A 15,126-nucleotide genomic window follows, 5' to 3' on the forward strand; every position below is an offset into this window, starting at 1 on the left:
CCGACCTCGGCGCTCGACGTCGGCGCGCAGGACGAGGTCCGCGCAGCGCTCCGGACCGCGGTCGCCGGCCGGCCCGCCGTGCTCGTCACGCACGACCCGGTCGAGGTCGTCGCCCTGGCCGACCGCGTCGTCGTGCTCCAGGGCGGTCGGGTCGTCGAGCAGGGCACCCCCGCGGCCGTGCTCGGTCGTCCGACCAGCGCGTTCGCCGCGACGTTCTCCGGGCTCGCGCTGGTGCGCGGGACCGCCACCGGGGGTGGGATCGCGATCGACGGCGGGGGTGCGCTGGCGTCGGGGACGCACGCCGTGCCTCCCGGCCGACCCGCCCTGGCCGCCTTCCACCCGACGGCCGCCGTGCTGACGCGGGACGGTGCCGGGGCCGCGCGCACCGTCTCGTCGCTCGAGCCGCGCGACGGACTGGTCCGCGTCCGCGCCGGCGACCTGGTGGCGGACCTGACGCTCGCCCGGCTGACCGCGCTCGGCATCGTCCCCGGCGACGCGGTGCGCATCGACGTCCCCGCGGCCGAGGTGGCGGTGTACGCGCCCCGCGGTTGAGACAATGGTCCGATGACCTCCTGGTTCCCCAAGGTGTGGCCCGTGGCCACGCCGATCCTGGCGGCCGTCGTGCTCGCGTTCTCGTACGGCCGCTACGGACTCGGCACCGCCGTGGTGGTCGTCGTCGCCGTCGTGCTCGCGGTCACGGTGCTCGCGGCCGTCCACCACGCCGAGGTCGTCGCGCACCGGGTCGGGGAACCGTTCGGGTCGCTCGTGCTGGCCGTCGCCGTGACGATCATCGAGGTCGCGCTCATCATCTCGCTGTCGAGCTCCGGCGGTGCGCAGGCCGAGACCCTGGCGCGCGACACCGTGTTCTCGGCGGTGATGATCACGATGAACGGGCTCGTCGGCCTCGCGATCCTGATCGGGACCCTGCGGCACAACACCGTGCGCTTCAACCAGGAGGGTGCAAGCGCCGCGACCATGACGGTGGCCGCGCTCGCCGTGCTGACCCTGGTGCTGCCGACGTTCACCACCGGCACCGACGACGCGTCCTTCACCGGCACGCAGCTGGTGTTCGTCGCCATCGCGTCACTCGTGCTCTACGGGTTGTTCGTCGTCACGCAGACCGTGGCGCACCGCGACTTCTTCCTGCCGGTCAACCGTGCCGGCGGGGTGCTCGTCGAGTCCGAGGACGCCCACGCCGCACGCCCGTCCGGCCGCACCACGATGGTGTCGCTCGGGTTGCTCGTCGTCGCGCTCGTCGCCGTGGTCGGACTCGCCAAGGTGGAGTCGCCCGCGATCGAGGCCGGGGTCGCCGCCGTCGGGTTTCCGCCGTCGTTCGTCGGTGTCGTGATCGCGCTGCTCATCCTGCTGCCCGAGGGCATCGCGGCGTCGAAGGCCGCCGCACGGAACCGGATCCAGACGAGCCTGAACCTGGCGATGGGGTCCGCGATGGCGTCGATCGGGCTGACGATCCCGTCGATCGCGGTCGCGTCGCTGTTCATGCCGGGGACCCTGCTGCTCGGGCTCGGGCCGTCGCAGATCGTGTTGCTCGCGTTGACGATCGTCGCGGCGGTGCTCACGGTGCTGCCCGGTCGTGCGACGCGACTGCAGGGCGGGGTGCACCTGGTGATCTTCGCCGCGTTCATCGTCCTGTCCGTCTCGCCGTAGGGCGCGGGCGGGGCGGGCGCCTGGTCGTTCCGGGCGTGCCTGGCCGAATCGGGCGTACCTGGTCGGAAGTTCCGACACGGTATGCGCGGAAGCACCAGGTATCGCGGGTGTTCTGGGAAGGAACGGGCACGCCGCTCAGCCGCCGAACTCAGCCCCCTGCGAAGGGCGGCATGACGTCGACGACCTCCACGCCCGACAGCGAGGTCGCCCGGTCGCGCGTGGTCACACCGTCGACCAGGTACGAGCAGCGCTCCTGCAACGCACTCCAGCGCGCAGGGTCCGCCACGGCAGCCGTGTCGATCGCTCCGAGGGCCGCGTCGATGGTGGCGCCCGACATGGTCAGCGAGTCGACACCCACGGCAGCCCGGGCCGCGGCGAAGAACCGGATCGTGGTCATGGCTCAGCCGCCGATCGCGCTCATGCCGCGGGTCGGGTGCACGAGCTCGTCGCTGTCGTCACCGTGGTCGCGGGGCTTCGCCCACATCGCGAGCCGCCACAGCTCGGCGACCTGGTCGTCGTCCGCCCCGGAGCGCATCGGCCCGAGCACGTCGGTCTCCTCGTCGGAGAACAGGCAGCTGCGCACGTGGCCGTCGGCGGTGAGCCGGGTGCGGGTGCAGTCGGCGCAGAACGACTCGGTGATGCTCGCGATGATCCCGACGGTGCCGAGCGGTTCGCCGGTGACGGCGTCGTGCACGCGGTACCGCTCGGCCGGGGCGCCGTCGCGCGGGGCGTCGTCCGGCGTGAGCACGAACGACGTCGCCAGCAGCGCGCGGGTCTCGGCCGCGGTGATCATCTCGGTGCGGTCCCAGGCGTGGTCGGGGTCGAGCGGCATCTGCTCGATGAACCGCAGCTCGTAGCCACGCTCCAGGCACCAGCGGAGGAGCTCCGGGGCGGCCTCGTCGTTGATCCCGCGCAGCAGCACCGCGTTCACCTTGATGTCGAGCCCGGCGTCGTGCGCGGCCGACAGCCCTGCGATGACCTTGTCGAGGAACGGGCGTCGGGTCACGGTGGTGAAGACGTCGGGGTCGACGGTGTCGAGCGACACGTTCACGCGTCGCAGTCCGGCGTCGTACAGGCCCTGGGCGCGGTGGGCGAGGCCGATCGCGTTCGTGGTGAGGGACAGCTCCGGGGCGTCGGGCAGTGCGGCGCACCGGGCGATCACGTCGACCAGGTCGTGCCGCAGCATCGGCTCGCCGCCGGTGAACCGGACCTTGCGGACACCGAACCGCGCCGAGCCGATCCGGACCAGCCGCTCGATCTCGGTCGCCGTCATCAGGGCCTCGTCGGGGGCGAACGGCAGCCCGGCCGCGGGCATGCAGTACGTGCAGCGCAGGTTGCAGCGCTCGGTGAGCGACACCCGCAGGTCGACGGCGCGACGCCCGAAGCGGTCGACGAGCCCGGTGGGAGCCGGGTCCACGGAGCCGGTCGTGCCGAGCAGGGTCGCGGGTGCCATGGTCGTCAGCGTACGTGCTCCACGCGCCGGAACGTCAGCCGCTCCCACCACCGGCGCCAGTCCGACCGGCTCGTCCGCAGCAGCGTGACGACCACGATGACCGCCACGGCCGCGAGCAGCCACCACCGGTAGGCGTCCGCCGACGGCCACACCCCGCGCAGCGCGATGGCCAGACCGATCGACAACCACTCCCACCGCCCGGACAGCACCACGAACGGGATGAGCAGCAGCGCGTACCAGGGGTAGCGCGGGGTCACGGCGAGGAACGTCACACCGATCATCAGGACCTCGCCGGACCAGGGGCGCGCCGGGTCCGACAACCGCCACGCGACGAACGCCGCCAGCAGGACCAGGAGCCCGACCGCCAGGGTCCCGGCGTCGCCCTTGACCACGAGCGACACCAGCGCGAAGCGGGAGCCGTCCTCGTAGCCCTCCTCGTTCAGGTAGCCGGGCAGGTACCCGAGCACGTCGAGTCCGGTCGTCAGCACGTAGGGCACGTAGAGCAGCCCGAACACCGCGATGCCGATGGGGATCGCCCACCACGCCCGCCCGCGGCCGAGCAACGGTGGGTACACGATCGCCGGGATGAGCTTCGTCGCGGTCGCGGCCCCGAGCGCGATCCCGCCCCAGATCGGCCTGCCGAACGCGACGAGTACGACACCGGCCGTGGCGAGTGCGGCGCCGACGACGTCGACGTGCGAGTTGGTGACCGCCTCGGACGCGACGAGCGGCGACCAGGCCCAGAGCGCCGCCCACCAGGTCGGACGGCCGATCCGGCGGAGCACCACGACGAGCCCGACGGTCACGCCGAGCGACACGAGCAGGCCGGCGACCTGGAACGGCAGGTACTGCGCCGTCGCCGGCACGAAGAACCGCACCGCCGCGAACCACAGCTGCGCCATCGGCGGGTAGATCGTCGTGACGTCCGGCCGGTTGATCGCGGTGCAGTGTCCGTCGGCGCCGTCGCCGAGTCCGCGGAACCGGGGCTTCAGCGGGTCGCACGTGCCGTCCACCTTGTCGGGGAACAACCAGTCGGGTCGCAGACCGGACAGTGCCGCGGACTGGGGGGTGTGCGCGTACGGTGAGACACCGGCATGCTGGACGATGCCGTCCCACGCGTACCGAGCGGAGTCGGTGCTCGTGTTCGGCGGGCCGACCAGGGCAGCGATGCCGATCACCACCGCTCCGCCGATGACCATGGTGGTCATCCACCGGACGGGCACGAAGCGCACCGCGAGCACGGCGATGACGAAGACGGTCCAAGCGATCAGCGTCCACGCAACGAATGCAGAACGATGGCCCGATCGGAGGAACCCCAGATGCGTGACGCCGACGGCGATGACGCCCGACAGGGCCAGCACTCCGACGACGGCCAGCACGGTGCCGATCCGCGCGGCGGTGCCGTCGGCCAGGGACGGTCGGAGGGCACGCAGTCGGTCGCTCATGGTGCGTCGAGGCTATCCGGCGTCCAGCGTCTGCTGCACGACGGACGAGCAGCTCTGGCGTCCCCCAACCGCAACGCCCGTTCGGCGGTGGTGCTCGGACGCCTGCTCGGCATCGCGTTCCTGATCTGCTTCGGCACCGGGATCTACAGCCACCTGCTGCAGGAACCGCTCGGCTGGATGCGGTTCCCGACACGGCCGACGCAGCTGTACCAGTTCACGCAGGGCCTGCACATCACGACCGGGATCGCGATCATCCCGCTGCTGCTCGCGAAGCTCAACACCGTGATGCCCGCCCTGGTGCAGGTACCGCCGGTGCGCGGCGTGGTGCACCTGCTCGAGCGGCTGTCGATCGCGGTGCTCGTGTCGGCGTCGATCATCCAGGTCGTCACCGGCCTGCTCAACACGTACCAGTGGTACCCGTGGCCGTTCCCGTTCCGCCAGGTGCACAACGCGATGGCGTACGTGATCATCGGCTCGCTGGCCATCCACATCGCGGCCAAGCTGCCGGTCATCGCCCGCTACTGGCGGAAGCGCGACTCCTACGACGTGCACGGCCGGTTCATCGCGGACCCCGCGTCCGGCAGTGAGCTGCTCCCACCGGGCCTGGAGGATCGTGGTGCGTCCGCCCCGAGCGCTGCGGTCGCCGAGACCGCCGGGTCCACCGCCCCCGGCCTGCTGGGCCGCGTGTTCCGCTGGATCGACGGCGTCGACGCCGCCCCCGGCGGCGCCGAGTCCCGTCCCACCGGACCGGACGCGGCCCCGGATGCCCGCGAGGTGTCCGAGGAGCCGAGTCCCGCCCAGCCGACGGCCGACGTGCCGGAGCCGGACCGGGCCTCCAGGCCGACGCCGGAAGCAGCCACCGGACGACGCCAGCGCATCGCCCGACGCGGGTTCTTCGCCGGTGTGACGGCGGCGACCGTGGGGGTCGTCGCGCTCACCGCGGGGCAGTCCTCGAAACTCGCGGAGCCGTTCAACGTCTTCGGCGCCCGTGGGCGTGGCATCGGCGCGAACGGCCTGCCGGTCAACCGCACCGCGCGTGCCGCCGGCGTGCTCGCCAGCGCGACCGCAGCCGACTGGACGCTCACCGTCGTCGGCCACGACGTGAGCCGGACCTTCGTCCGTGCGGAACTCGTGGCGCTCGGCACCGCGCAGGTCGACCTGCCGATCTCGTGCGTCGAGGGCTGGAGCCAGATGGGTACCTGGAAGGGCGTGCGGATGCGCGACCTGCTCGACGCCGTGCAGGCGCCGCAGGGATCGCACGTGCGGGTGACGAGCCTGGAACGGCACGGCGGCTACCGGATCATGGACATGGGGCCGGAGTACGCCGAGGACCCGACGACGCTCGTCGCCCTCGAACTGAACGGCGCGACACTCGACCTGGACCACGGGTTCCCGGCGCGCATCATCGCTCCGGGGCGGCCCGGTGTGCTGCAGACCAAGTGGATCGAGAAGATCGAGGTGCTCCGGTGAAGGCCGCGCGGATCGTGCTCGTGGTGATCGGTGTGCTGGTCATCGCGTTCGGGGCGTACGTGCTCGTGACGTCCGTCACGCCGAAGCGCATCGGCGGGCTCGGGGTGTGGCTGCTCGCGGCGGTGGTGCTGCACGACGCGATCCTGTCGCCGTTCGTGGTCGGTGCCGGGCTGTTGCTGCGTCGGGCCGGACGCTCGCTGCGGGCCTGGGTGCTCGTCGTCGTGCAGGCGGCGATCGTGCTCGGCAGCGTGCTCGCCCTGGTGGTGCTGCCGGAGATCGCGGCCAAGGACCACGGGCAGAAGAACCCCACTGTGCTGCCGTTCGACTACGGCACGCGGCTGCTGCTCGTCGAGGGGGCGCTCGTCGTCGTCGTGGTGGTCGTGCTCGTGGTCGGGGTGCTGCGGTCGCGTCGCGCAGGTGGGCCGTCTGGTTCGGCCGGTTCGTCCGCGGTGCGCAGCACTGGTTAAAGGGACAACCTTTCGGTATGATCAGGTCATGACCGACGAGACCCCGTGGCTCACCCGCGAGCAGCTGCGCGCGTGGATGAAGCTCGTCGCGGTCATGGAACTCCTGCCGGCGGCGCTCGACCAGCAGCTCCAGCGTGACGCCGACCTGACGCACTTCGACTACATGGTCATCGCGATGCTCTCGGAGACCGACACCAGGACCCTGCGGATGTCGGCGCTCGCCTCGGCCACGAACGCCTCGTTGCCGCGGCTGTCGCACGTGGTGTCCCGGCTCGAGAAGCGCGGGCTCGTCACCCGGTGCCCGTCGACCTCCGACCGCCGGGCCACCGACGTCCGGCTGACCGACGCCGGCTACGCCACCATCGTCGACGCCGCTCCGGACCACGTCCGCACCGCCCGCCGGGTGGTCATCGACGCGCTCTCCGACGAGCAGGTCGCGCAGCTCGACGGCATCGCGGCGTCGCTCCTGACGCGCCTCGACCCCGAGGGGCGGTTCGCGGCGCTGACCTACCCGCGCGAGGACGACGACACCGCGATCTGCGAGCAGCGGCTGACGGGTGCGGCGACGGACTGAGCGGCCCTGCGCGGTGCGCTGCGGACGATCGTCGGTCGTGGTGCTTGCAATAGGCTCGCCGCATGACCGACCCCGCCGCGCCGTCCGACACGTACTCCTACCTCGGACCCGCCGGCACCTTCACCGAGGCGGCCCTCAAGCTCGTCGAGGCCGCCGCCGGCAAGCCCTGGCGGAGCGTCAACAACGTCGGTGAGGCCCTGGACGACGTCATGTCCGGCCGCTCCGTCGGGGCCGTCATCGCGATCGAGAACAGCGTCGACGGCGGGGTCAGTGCCACGCAGGACGCCCTGGCCCGGATCCCCGGTGTGCGGATCGTGGGGGAGTACCTGGTCCCCGTCGACTTCGTGCTCGTCGCCCGACCCGGCACGACCCTGGCCGACGTCCGCACCGTGAACGCACACCCGGTCGCCTACGCGCAGACCCACAACTGGCTCGAGGCGAACCTGCCCGGCCACGGCCACATCCCGGCGTCGTCGAACGTCGCCGCGGCGCTCGCCCTGCTCGAGGCGGACCCCACCGCCGACGCCGCCGTCGCGCCGCCCGGCATCACCGACCACCACGACGTCGTCGTGCTCGCATCGTCCATCGGCGACAATGCCTCGGCGGTCACCCGGTTCGTGCTCGTGTCGAAGACGCTCGCGCTGCCCGAACCGACCGGAGCCGACAAGACCAGCGTCATCGTCGAGCTGCCCGCCGACCACCCCGGCGCCCTGGTCGACATGCTCGAGCAGTTCGCGACGAGGGGCATCAACATGGGGCTGCTGTCGTCACGGCCGATCGGTGACGAGCTCGGCCGCTACCGGTTCGTCATCGACCTCGACGGGCACGTGCGCGACGAGCGGGTCGCGGACGCGCTGCTCGGCCTGCGCCGGTTCAGCCCGCGCGTGACGTTCCTCGGGTCGTACCCGCGTGCCGACGGTGCCCGCCCCGAGGTTCCGGCGCGCTACTCGGACGCCGCGTTCGTCGAGGCGCGCGACTGGCTGCGCGCGATCGTGTCGGGCGAGCCCGGGGCGCGGTAGCGCGGACCGCGGCCCGCGGCCCGCGGCCCGAGCGACAGGGTCAGGCTCAGGGCACCTGGCGCGAGCCGTGGCGGTCGTCCGCCGGGTCCGGCACGCGCACGGAGAGCCCCATCGGATCGATCCGCGAGCGGAAGGCGATGACCTCGCCCACCGGGTCGCCGTCGATCTCGAACTCGTCGGGGCGCTCGAGCCGCGCCGTGAACTCCTGCCCACGCAGGTAGCGCAGGGGCCGTTCCTCGCGCGAACGCGACACGATCGTCTTGCCGACCGCGGTCTTGCCCAGGTTCGACCGGCGGAACGCCCGCAGGATCCCGTTCTCCCAGAACACCCGCGCCCCGATCCGGACCCAGCCGAAGAACCCGCGGGGACGCATCACGGCGATGTCGAACACGCCGTCGTCGATCTCGGCGTCGGGCAGCAGGATCGCGCCGGCCTGCAGCATGCCGCAGTTGCCGACGATGAGCGAGTGCGCCCGGAGCGAGTGGTTGCCGTCGTCGTCGAGCTGGTAGCGGAACTCGAACGCGTTCGCGTCGCGCACCGAGCGGAACAGCGAGTCGACGTAGGCGAGCCAGCCGACCTTCTTCTTCAGCTCGGGCCGGGTGTTCACGAGCATCCGGGCGTCGAGCCCGAGGCCGGCCATCACCAGGAAGCCGAAGCGTTCGCGCTCGCCGCCGGGACGCTCCACCTTGAGCATGCCGAAGTCGATCTTGCGGTCGTCGCCGTGGAAGATCGTCCGGACGCTCGCAGCCAGGTCGTCGAGGGGCAGCTTCATGTTGCGCGCGAGCAGGTTGCCGGTACCGCTCGGCAGCAGGGCCAGGGTCGAACCGGCCTCGTGCACGACCTCGGCGACCGCACGGACGGTGCCGTCACCACCGGCCGCCGCGACGACGTCGGCACCGGCCTCGATCGCTTCGCGGGCCATGCCGCCGCCCGGGTCCTCTTCGGAGGTCTCGAACCACAGGGTCTCGGCCCAACCGGCCTGCTCCTGGTGTTCCTGGACCGTGCGCTTGAGGGTCGGCAGGTGCACCTTGACCGGGTTGTAGACCACCGCGGCCGTCCGCTGCTCGGTGGGGAGGGCGTCCTGGTCCGCGGGCGCGGTCTCCGAAGGGCTCGACATACGTCCACGCTACCGATCGAGGCTGCGTGCGGTTGCCCCTGTCTAGGATGGAGCGGTGATCGATCCACAGCTGCTCCGCGACAACCCGGACGTCATCAAGGCTTCACAGCGGGCACGCCGTGCCTCCGAGGCCGTCGTGGACGAAGCCGTGGCCGCCGATTCCGCCCGCCGCAGCGCGATCACCTCGTTCGAGTCGCTCCGCGCCGAGCAGAACGCGTTCGGCAAGACCGTCGCCAAGGCCCCGAAGGACGAGAAGGCCGCGCTCGTGCAGCAGGCCCAGGCCCTCGCCGCCAAGGTGAAGGAGGCGCAGGCCACCGTCACCGCGGCCGAGGACACCTTCAACACCGTCGTCCGCGGCATCCCGAACGTCGTGCTCCCCGGGGTCCCCGAGGGCGGCGAGGACGACTTCGTCACGCTCCGCACCGTCGGCACCAAGCCCGAGTTCGACTTCGAGCCGAAGGACCACGCCGACCTCGGCGAGCACCTCGGCATCATCGACATCCCGCGCGGCGTGAAGGTCTCCGGCTCACGCTTCTACTTCCTGCGCGGCATGGGCGCCCGGCTCGAGATCGCGCTGATGTCGCTCGGCCTCGACCGTGCGATCGCCGCGGGCTTCGAACCGCTCATCACCCCGACGCTCGTGCGCCCCGAGACGATGGCCGGCACCGGGTTCCTCGGCGAGCACGCTGCCGAGGTCTACCGGCTCGAGGCCGACGACCTGTACCTGACGGGCACGAGCGAGGTCGCCCTGGCCGGCTTCCACGCCGACGAGATCCTCGACATCGAGAAGACCGCGCACCGCTACGCCGGCTGGTCGACCTGCTACCGGCGTGAGGCCGGGTCGGCGGGCAAGGACAACCGCGGCATCCTCCGCGTGCACCAGTTCAACAAGCTCGAGATGTTCACCTACGTGCACCCCGACCAGGCCGAGGCCGAGCACGAGAAGCTCGTCGGGTACCAGGAGCAGATGCTGCAGGACCTCGGGCTGCACTACCGCGTGATCGACGTCGCCGGCGGTGACCTCGGCACGAGCGCCGCGAAGAAGTACGACATCGAGGCCTGGGTCCCGACGCAGGGCACGTTCCGCGAGCTCACCTCGACGTCGAACTGCACGACCTACCAGGCCCGCCGCCTCGACATCCGCTACCGCACCGAGAGCGGCAAGACCGCCCCGGTCGCCACCCTGAACGGCACCCTCGCCACCACCCGCTGGATCGTCGCGATCCTCGAGACGCACCAGCAGGCCGACGGTTCCGTCGTCGTGCCGGAGGTCCTGCGCCCCTACCTGGGCGGCGTCGAGGTGATCGAGCCCCGATGAGCACCCAGGGGCGGTTCGTGGACGGATCCGAGCAGGGCGCGGGCGCCGAGGCACCCGCGCGCACCAAGCGCTGGCTGGTCGCGCTCGACGTCGACGGCACCACCATGCGCGAGGACGGTGTCATCACACAGGCGGTGGTCGCCGCCGTCCGGAACGCCGAGGCCGCCGGCCACGAGGTCATGCTCTCCACCGGCCGCAGCGAGGGCATGACCGTGCCCCTGCTCGAGACCCTCGGCATCCGGCCGAAGTACCTGGTCTGCGCCAACGGTGCGCTCGTCCTGGCCCGTCGCGCCGACGGCTCCTACGTGCGCGAACACGTCGAGCGGTTCGATCCGTCCGAGGTGCTGCAGACCATCCACGGTGCGCTCGAGAACGCCGCGTTCGGTGTCGAGGACGAGACCGGCCACTTCCTGCTGTCCGGCAACTTCCCCGACGACACGATGACCGTCGAAGGTGAGCACGTGCCGTTCGAGCAGCTGCTCGGCGTCGAGGCCACCCGCGTCGTCGTCATCTCGCCCGGCCACGACACCGAGGACTTCCTGCAGATCGTCGAGCAGATGGGCCTGCACAAGGTCTCCTACTCCGTCGGCTGGACCTCGTGGCTCGACATCGCCCCCGAGGGCGTCACCAAGGCCACCGCCATGGAACGCGTCCGCGAGTGGCTCGACATCCCGCGTTCCCGCGTCTTCGCCGCGGGAGACGGCCGCAACGACATCGACATGCTCCGTTGGGCCTCGACCTCCGGTCGCGGCATCGTCATGGGCCAGGCCCCCGACGACGTCGTCGACGCCGGCAACGAGCTCACCGACGGCATCGCCGACGACGGCTTGGCAGCGGCGCTCGACTCGCTTCCGCGCTAGTCCGCCTGCGCGCGCACCCCTGCCTGGAGGCCCGTTAGACTTCCAGGGACGCGATCACGTCTCGCCACGTGGTCGCGTCACTGGAGGGTTGTCCGAGCGGCCGATGGAGCCTGTCTTGAAAACAGGTGGGCAGAGATGTCTCGTGGGTTCGAATCCCACACCCTCCGCGATGGACACACGGTTGCGCCCACTCCGCCTCGACGACGCGGCCGTCCTGGCTGCGGTCATCACCGAGAACGCCGACCACCTACGACCGTGGGAACCGGCCCGTGCACCGTCCTACTTCACCGAGTCCGGGCAGCGGGACGTCATCACGCAGGCCCTCGCCGCGCAGCGGTCCGGCAACGCGGTGCCGTTCGTGATCGAATCGACCGACGGGGAACTCCTCGGCCGCATCACGCTGAGCGGTGTCGTCCGTGGCGCCCTGCAGTCGTGCGCGATGGGGTACTGGATCCGCGCCGACCGCACGCGCCAGGGCCACGCGTCCCGCGCTGTCCGCGCCGCGGCCGATCACGCCTTCGACGTGCTCCGTCTGCACCGCGTGCAGGCCGAGACCCTGCCCGAGAACGTCGGCTCGCAGCGCGCGCTCGAGTCGGCCGGCTTCACCAGGTACGGCTTCGCGCCGGAGTACATCAAGATCGACGGGGTCTGGCGCGACCACGTCATGTTCCAGCTCCTCGCGCCGACGCCGGCCCCGTGATCGAGGTCGTCGAGTACCGGGGTGAGTGGCCCGAGCGGTTCCGGCATCTGCACGGGGCGTACGCCGCCGCACTCGACGACGCTGACGTGCGGCTCCGGAGCATCGAGCACGTGGGCAGCACGTCCGTGCCCGGCTTGGCGGCGAAGCCCGTGCTCGACGTCGACGTCGTGGTGGACGCTGCCGACGTCCCGGCTGCAGTTGCGGCGATGGCGACCATCGGCTTCGAGCCGCGGGGTGAACTGGGCGTCCCGGGGCGGCAGGCGTTCCGGGCGCCGGACCGCTTCGCCCCGACCAACACCTACGTCGTCGCGGCCGGGTCGCTCGCACTGCGGAACCACCTGGCCGTGCGCGACGTGCTGCGTGCCGACCCGGCGCTCCGCGACGAGTACGCCGCGGTGAAGCGCCGGGCAGCCACGGAGGCCGAGGACATCGACGACTACATCGAGCGCAAGAGCGAGGTGCTGAGCCGGATCCTGCGCGTCGGTGGCCTGTCCGACGACGAGCGCGCCTCCATCACCGCCACGAACCGTCGGATCACGGACCGCGGCGCGGGCGGCTGACGCGATCGGGGCGGGTGGCGGTTCTGGTTCAGGAATCCGGGTGATCGTGAACCAGAACCGTCAGCGCCCGAACGGGAACAGGTCTCAGGCGCTGGCGAGCATCGGGTAGAGCGCGGTGAGCGGGGCGCTCAGGCCGGCACGGACGTCGCGGCTGACCTGGTCGGCGAGGACCTCGTGCTCGCCGGCCTCGACCGCGTCCCAGATCGAACGCACGATGTCGGCGGGGTCGGACTTCTCGACGTCGAGGTCGGCGATCATGCCGGTGTCGGTGTAGCCGAGGTGGGCGCCGACGACCTGGGTGCCCTGGGGCGCGAGCTCGAGGCGCAGGGAGTTCGTGATCGACCAGAACGCAGCCTTCGACGCCGAGTACGCGCCGGCGAGGGCGACCCAGCTCAGGGCGGAGTGCACATCGATCAGCGCACCGTTCGCGATCGAGGGGGCGAAGGTCTTGGCGACGCGGAGTGCGCCGAAGACGTTGGTGGCGAAGATGCGCTCGACCTCTTCGACGGAGACGTCGACGAGCGGGTCGGAGCCGGCGATCCCGGCGTTGTTCACGACGACGGTCACGTCAGCCGCGGCGCGGGCTGCGGCGTCGACGCTCTCCTGGCTCGTGACGTCGAGGGCGAGCGGGACGATGCGCTCGTCGTCCCAGGTGCGCGGGTTGCGGGCGGTCGCGTAGACCTTGGTGGCGCCACGCTCCAGTGCCTGGCGGACGAACTCGGCGCCGAGGCCGCCGTTCGCTCCGGTGACGAGGACGACGGCGTTGGTGAGGTTGGTCATGAGTGCTCCAGAGAAGAGAAGATGAGTACGGAAACCGAACCTAGCACGTTGTGTCCGGAAATCGAACCCAGCTAGGATGAGCACATGCTCGGCATCCTCGGCGGCGACGAGCGCTGCCCCATCGCACGCTCCCTCGACGTCCTCGGCGAGAAGTGGACGCTCATGATCGTCCGCGACGCCCTCGGCGGCTCGACCCGCTTCAGCCAGTTCCAGCAGAGCCTCGGCATCCCGCGCGAGGTCCTGACCGCACGCCTGGCCTCACTCGTCGACGGGGGAGTGCTCGAGCGCACGACCTACAAGCCCGAGGGGGCCCGTGCCCGCGAGGAGTACGTCCTGACCGGCGCAGGCCGGGACCTGTCGCTCGTGCTGCTCGCCCTCGGTGGCTGGGCCGACCGGCACCGCCCGTCCGAGCGGCCGTCGGACCTGCGCTTCGTCGACGCCGAGAGCGGTGAGGCGGTCGAGGCCGCCGCCGTGACGGTGGATGCGCAGCAGCGCATCCCGACCGCGCGCCTGCGTGCCGTCATGGAGCCGGCGCCCTGAACGCGACCAGCTGACGGACGGGAGGCCCGTTGCGGCCCCGCCCCCGAACCTCCAGTCCGCTTTTGGGTGCGTCAGCGACGCACGTCGCACCCGCAACTCGCGCCGAGGACCAACTCGGCGGGGACCAGGTCGCGGTGCCACTGGTTGTCGGCGTCGAGGCCGAGCACGCGGTCGACCGCGGCGACCGCCATCGTCTCGATCGGCTGCCGGACCGTGGTGAGCTGCGGGTTCGTGTAGTCCGCTTCGGCCGCGCCGTCGAACGACACGATCGCGACGTCCTCGGGGACGCGCAGACCGAGCTCCCACAGTGCCCGCATGACGCCGATCGCCTGCATGTCCGAGCTGACGAAGACGGCTCGGGGCCCGGTCTCGTCGGCGAACATGCGGAGTCCGGCTTCGTAGCCACCGCGGCGGGTGAAGTCGGTACGGACGATGGGCCCGTCGGGCAGGCCAGCCTGGCGCAGGGCACGCATCCAGCCCTGCTCGCGGAGCTCCATCGAGCCGGTGTGCCCCATCACCAGCCCGATCGAGCGGTAGCCGTGCTCGACCAGGTGCTGCGTGCCGTCGAGGGCGCCGCGCAGGGCGTCGACACCGATGCTCGCGTACTCGGGGACTTCGAAGAACGTGTTGAGCAGGACCATCGGCAGGCCGGGGTCGGTGACGGTCGACAGGTCCGGGTGGGTCATGATGCTCGTCACGATGACGCCGTCGACCTGGCGGGCTGAGAGGCTGCGGAGCCGCTCACGCTCCTGGGCGGCATCGCCGTCGCTGTTGGCGAGCAGGACGTCGTAGCCGCGTGCTGCGGCGGCGTGCGTGACGGCGACGGCGAGCTCGGACCAGAAGGGGTTGTCGAGCTCCGGAACGATCAGGCCGAGCATCTTCGACGAGCCGGTGCGCAGGGCCTGGGCGCTCGCGTTCGGGCGGTAGCCGAGGACGCGGATGGCCTCGCGGACACGTGCGGCGGTGGCGGCGGCGACGGGGCGGGGGCCGTCGTGCACGACGTAGCTGACGACGGAGGTGCTGACACCGGCGTAGCGGGCGACGTCCGCGCGGGTGACCGCCCTCGGGTTCGTCGGGACGGTCACGGGTGCCACCTTCGTCGGGTCCGGGAGCGTCGTTCGGGTGCCGGCCACGACGGACCGGCACCCGAACGACACG

Annotated in this window: 16 protein-coding genes, 1 tRNA gene and 1 pseudogene; 12 read left to right on the forward strand and 6 right to left on the reverse strand. The window is 71.6% G+C overall.

All coding sequences use genetic code 11. The features are described 5' to 3' along the window. Both H489_RS38690 and H489_RS33780 read left to right on the forward strand, forming a co-directional pair. Nucleotides 1-552 (forward strand): annotated as a pseudogene (locus H489_RS38690) (molybdenum ABC transporter ATP-binding protein); the annotation flags it as partial. A 12-nt stretch (nt 553-564) separates the two neighbouring features. After that, nucleotides 565-1,665: a calcium:proton antiporter gene (locus H489_RS33780; protein ID WP_017888287.1), complete on the forward strand. Its 1,101-nt coding sequence runs from the start codon at nt 565-567 to the stop codon at nt 1,663-1,665. 148 nt (nt 1,666-1,813) lie between these two features. Here the strand turns inward: H489_RS33780 and H489_RS33785 are convergent, their stop codons facing one another. From H489_RS33785 to H489_RS33795, 3 genes are read right to left on the reverse strand one after another with little or no spacing between them, the layout of a single operon-like run. After that, nucleotides 1,814-2,062: a MoaD/ThiS family protein gene (locus tag H489_RS33785; RefSeq protein ID WP_017888288.1), complete on the reverse strand. Its 249-nt coding sequence runs from the start codon at nt 2,060-2,062 to the stop codon at nt 1,814-1,816. A gap of 3 nt (nt 2,063-2,065) precedes the next feature. Then, entirely contained in the window at nt 2,066-3,118 is a 1,053-nt protein-coding gene (gene moaA / locus H489_RS33790; RefSeq protein WP_017888289.1) for a GTP 3',8-cyclase MoaA, read from the reverse strand. A gap of 5 nt (nt 3,119-3,123) precedes the next feature. Next, entirely contained in the window at nt 3,124-4,563 is a 1,440-nt protein-coding gene (locus H489_RS33795; RefSeq protein WP_017888290.1) for a glycosyltransferase 87 family protein, read from the reverse strand. Nucleotides 4,564-4,650: 87 nt separating this feature from the next. On the opposite strand from H489_RS33795, the gene H489_RS33800 reads away from it, so the two are divergent. The 4 genes from H489_RS33800 to pheA all read left to right on the forward strand — a co-directional run bounded on the left by H489_RS33800 (nt 4,651) and on the right by pheA (nt 8,093). Continuing rightward, the gene (locus H489_RS33800; protein WP_017888291.1) at nt 4,651-6,033 is read left to right on the forward strand and encodes a molybdopterin-dependent oxidoreductase; all 1,383 of its coding nucleotides are present in this window, start codon (nt 4,651-4,653) and stop codon (nt 6,031-6,033) included. Next, nucleotides 6,030-6,500 carry a hypothetical protein gene (locus tag H489_RS33805; RefSeq protein WP_017888292.1) on the forward strand — a complete coding sequence of 157 codons (471 nt, stop codon included), beginning with the start codon at nt 6,030-6,032 and terminating at the stop codon, nt 6,498-6,500. Before H489_RS33800 ends, H489_RS33805 begins: the two co-directional genes overlap by 4 nt. A 28-nt stretch (nt 6,501-6,528) precedes the next feature. Then, nucleotides 6,529-7,074, forward strand: a complete 546-nt coding sequence (locus H489_RS33810) for a MarR family winged helix-turn-helix transcriptional regulator (protein ID WP_017888293.1) — start codon at nt 6,529-6,531, stop codon at nt 7,072-7,074. 62 nt (nt 7,075-7,136) lie between these two features. After that, nucleotides 7,137-8,093: a prephenate dehydratase gene (gene pheA / locus H489_RS33815; RefSeq protein WP_017888294.1), complete on the forward strand. Its 957-nt coding sequence runs from the start codon at nt 7,137-7,139 to the stop codon at nt 8,091-8,093. Nucleotides 8,094-8,139: 46 nt separating this feature from the next. Here pheA and H489_RS33820 read toward each other — a convergent pair whose 3' ends face one another. Continuing rightward, nucleotides 8,140-9,210, reverse strand: a complete 1,071-nt coding sequence (locus tag H489_RS33820) for a diacylglycerol/lipid kinase family protein (protein WP_017888295.1) — start codon at nt 9,208-9,210, stop codon at nt 8,140-8,142. 55 nt (nt 9,211-9,265) lie between these two features. Here H489_RS33820 and serS point away from each other — a divergent pair, with 55 nt between their 5' ends. The 5 genes from serS to H489_RS33845 all read left to right on the forward strand — a co-directional run bounded on the left by serS (nt 9,266) and on the right by H489_RS33845 (nt 12,648). Further along, the gene (serS, locus tag H489_RS33825) at nt 9,266-10,528 is read left to right on the forward strand and encodes a serine--tRNA ligase (RefSeq protein WP_017888296.1); all 1,263 of its coding nucleotides are present in this window, start codon (nt 9,266-9,268) and stop codon (nt 10,526-10,528) included. Then, nucleotides 10,525-11,388, forward strand: a complete 864-nt coding sequence (locus H489_RS33830; protein WP_017888297.1) for an HAD family hydrolase — start codon at nt 10,525-10,527, stop codon at nt 11,386-11,388. Before serS ends, H489_RS33830 begins: the two co-directional genes overlap by 4 nt. A gap of 82 nt (nt 11,389-11,470) precedes the next feature. Next, nucleotides 11,471-11,555: transfer RNA gene (locus H489_RS33835), tRNA-Ser, on the forward strand. A gap of 2 nt (nt 11,556-11,557) precedes the next feature. Further along, nucleotides 11,558-12,088, forward strand: a complete 531-nt coding sequence (locus H489_RS33840; protein WP_040420050.1) for a GNAT family N-acetyltransferase — start codon at nt 11,558-11,560, stop codon at nt 12,086-12,088. Then, a complete protein-coding gene (locus H489_RS33845) occupies nt 12,085-12,648 on the forward strand; it encodes a GrpB family protein (protein ID WP_017888298.1) in 564 nt (187 codons plus the stop codon). The genes H489_RS33840 and H489_RS33845 overlap by 4 nt, the downstream gene beginning before the upstream one ends. A gap of 84 nt (nt 12,649-12,732) precedes the next feature. On the opposite strand, the gene H489_RS33850 is transcribed toward H489_RS33845, so the two are convergent. Then, nucleotides 12,733-13,428: an SDR family oxidoreductase gene (locus tag H489_RS33850; protein ID WP_017888299.1), complete on the reverse strand. Its 696-nt coding sequence runs from the start codon at nt 13,426-13,428 to the stop codon at nt 12,733-12,735. A gap of 84 nt (nt 13,429-13,512) precedes the next feature. Here H489_RS33850 and H489_RS33855 point away from each other — a divergent pair, with 84 nt between their 5' ends. Continuing rightward, nucleotides 13,513-13,968 (forward strand): winged helix-turn-helix transcriptional regulator, encoded by a 456-nt coding sequence (locus tag H489_RS33855; RefSeq protein ID WP_017888300.1) that lies wholly within the window; start codon nt 13,513-13,515, stop codon nt 13,966-13,968. A 71-nt stretch (nt 13,969-14,039) separates the two neighbouring features. Here H489_RS33855 and H489_RS33860 read toward each other — a convergent pair whose 3' ends face one another. Further along, entirely contained in the window at nt 14,040-15,062 is a 1,023-nt protein-coding gene (locus H489_RS33860) for a LacI family DNA-binding transcriptional regulator (protein WP_051067423.1), read from the reverse strand. Nucleotides 15,063-15,126 lie beyond the last annotated feature (64 nt).

This window comes from Curtobacterium flaccumfaciens UCD-AKU (genome assembly GCF_000349565.1).
Taxonomy (GTDB): domain Bacteria; phylum Actinomycetota; class Actinomycetes; order Actinomycetales; family Microbacteriaceae; genus Curtobacterium; species Curtobacterium poinsettiae.

Excerpts from the sequence above, each read along its gene's own strand:
- H489_RS33830 (WP_017888297.1), top strand. The coding sequence starts at position 10,525 with ATGAGCACCCAGGGGCGGTTCGTGGACGGATCCGAGCAGGGCGCGGGC.
- H489_RS33840 (WP_040420050.1), top strand. The coding sequence starts at position 11,558 with ATGGACACACGGTTGCGCCCACTCCGCCTCGACGACGCGGCCGTCCTG.
- H489_RS33795 (WP_017888290.1), bottom strand. The coding sequence starts at position 4,563 with ATGAGCGACCGACTGCGTGCCCTCCGACCGTCCCTGGCCGACGGCACC.
- H489_RS33810 (WP_017888293.1), top strand. The coding sequence starts at position 6,529 with ATGACCGACGAGACCCCGTGGCTCACCCGCGAGCAGCTGCGCGCGTGG.
- H489_RS33855 (WP_017888300.1), top strand. The coding sequence starts at position 13,513 with ATGCTCGGCATCCTCGGCGGCGACGAGCGCTGCCCCATCGCACGCTCC.
- moaA (WP_017888289.1), bottom strand. The coding sequence starts at position 3,118 with ATGGCACCCGCGACCCTGCTCGGCACGACCGGCTCCGTGGACCCGGCT.
- H489_RS33850 (WP_017888299.1), bottom strand. The coding sequence starts at position 13,428 with ATGACCAACCTCACCAACGCCGTCGTCCTCGTCACCGGAGCGAACGGC.
- H489_RS33780 (WP_017888287.1), top strand. The coding sequence starts at position 565 with ATGACCTCCTGGTTCCCCAAGGTGTGGCCCGTGGCCACGCCGATCCTG.
- H489_RS33785 (WP_017888288.1), bottom strand. The coding sequence starts at position 2,062 with ATGACCACGATCCGGTTCTTCGCCGCGGCCCGGGCTGCCGTGGGTGTC.
- H489_RS33820 (WP_017888295.1), bottom strand. The coding sequence starts at position 9,210 with ATGTCGAGCCCTTCGGAGACCGCGCCCGCGGACCAGGACGCCCTCCCC.
- pheA (WP_017888294.1), top strand. The coding sequence starts at position 7,137 with ATGACCGACCCCGCCGCGCCGTCCGACACGTACTCCTACCTCGGACCC.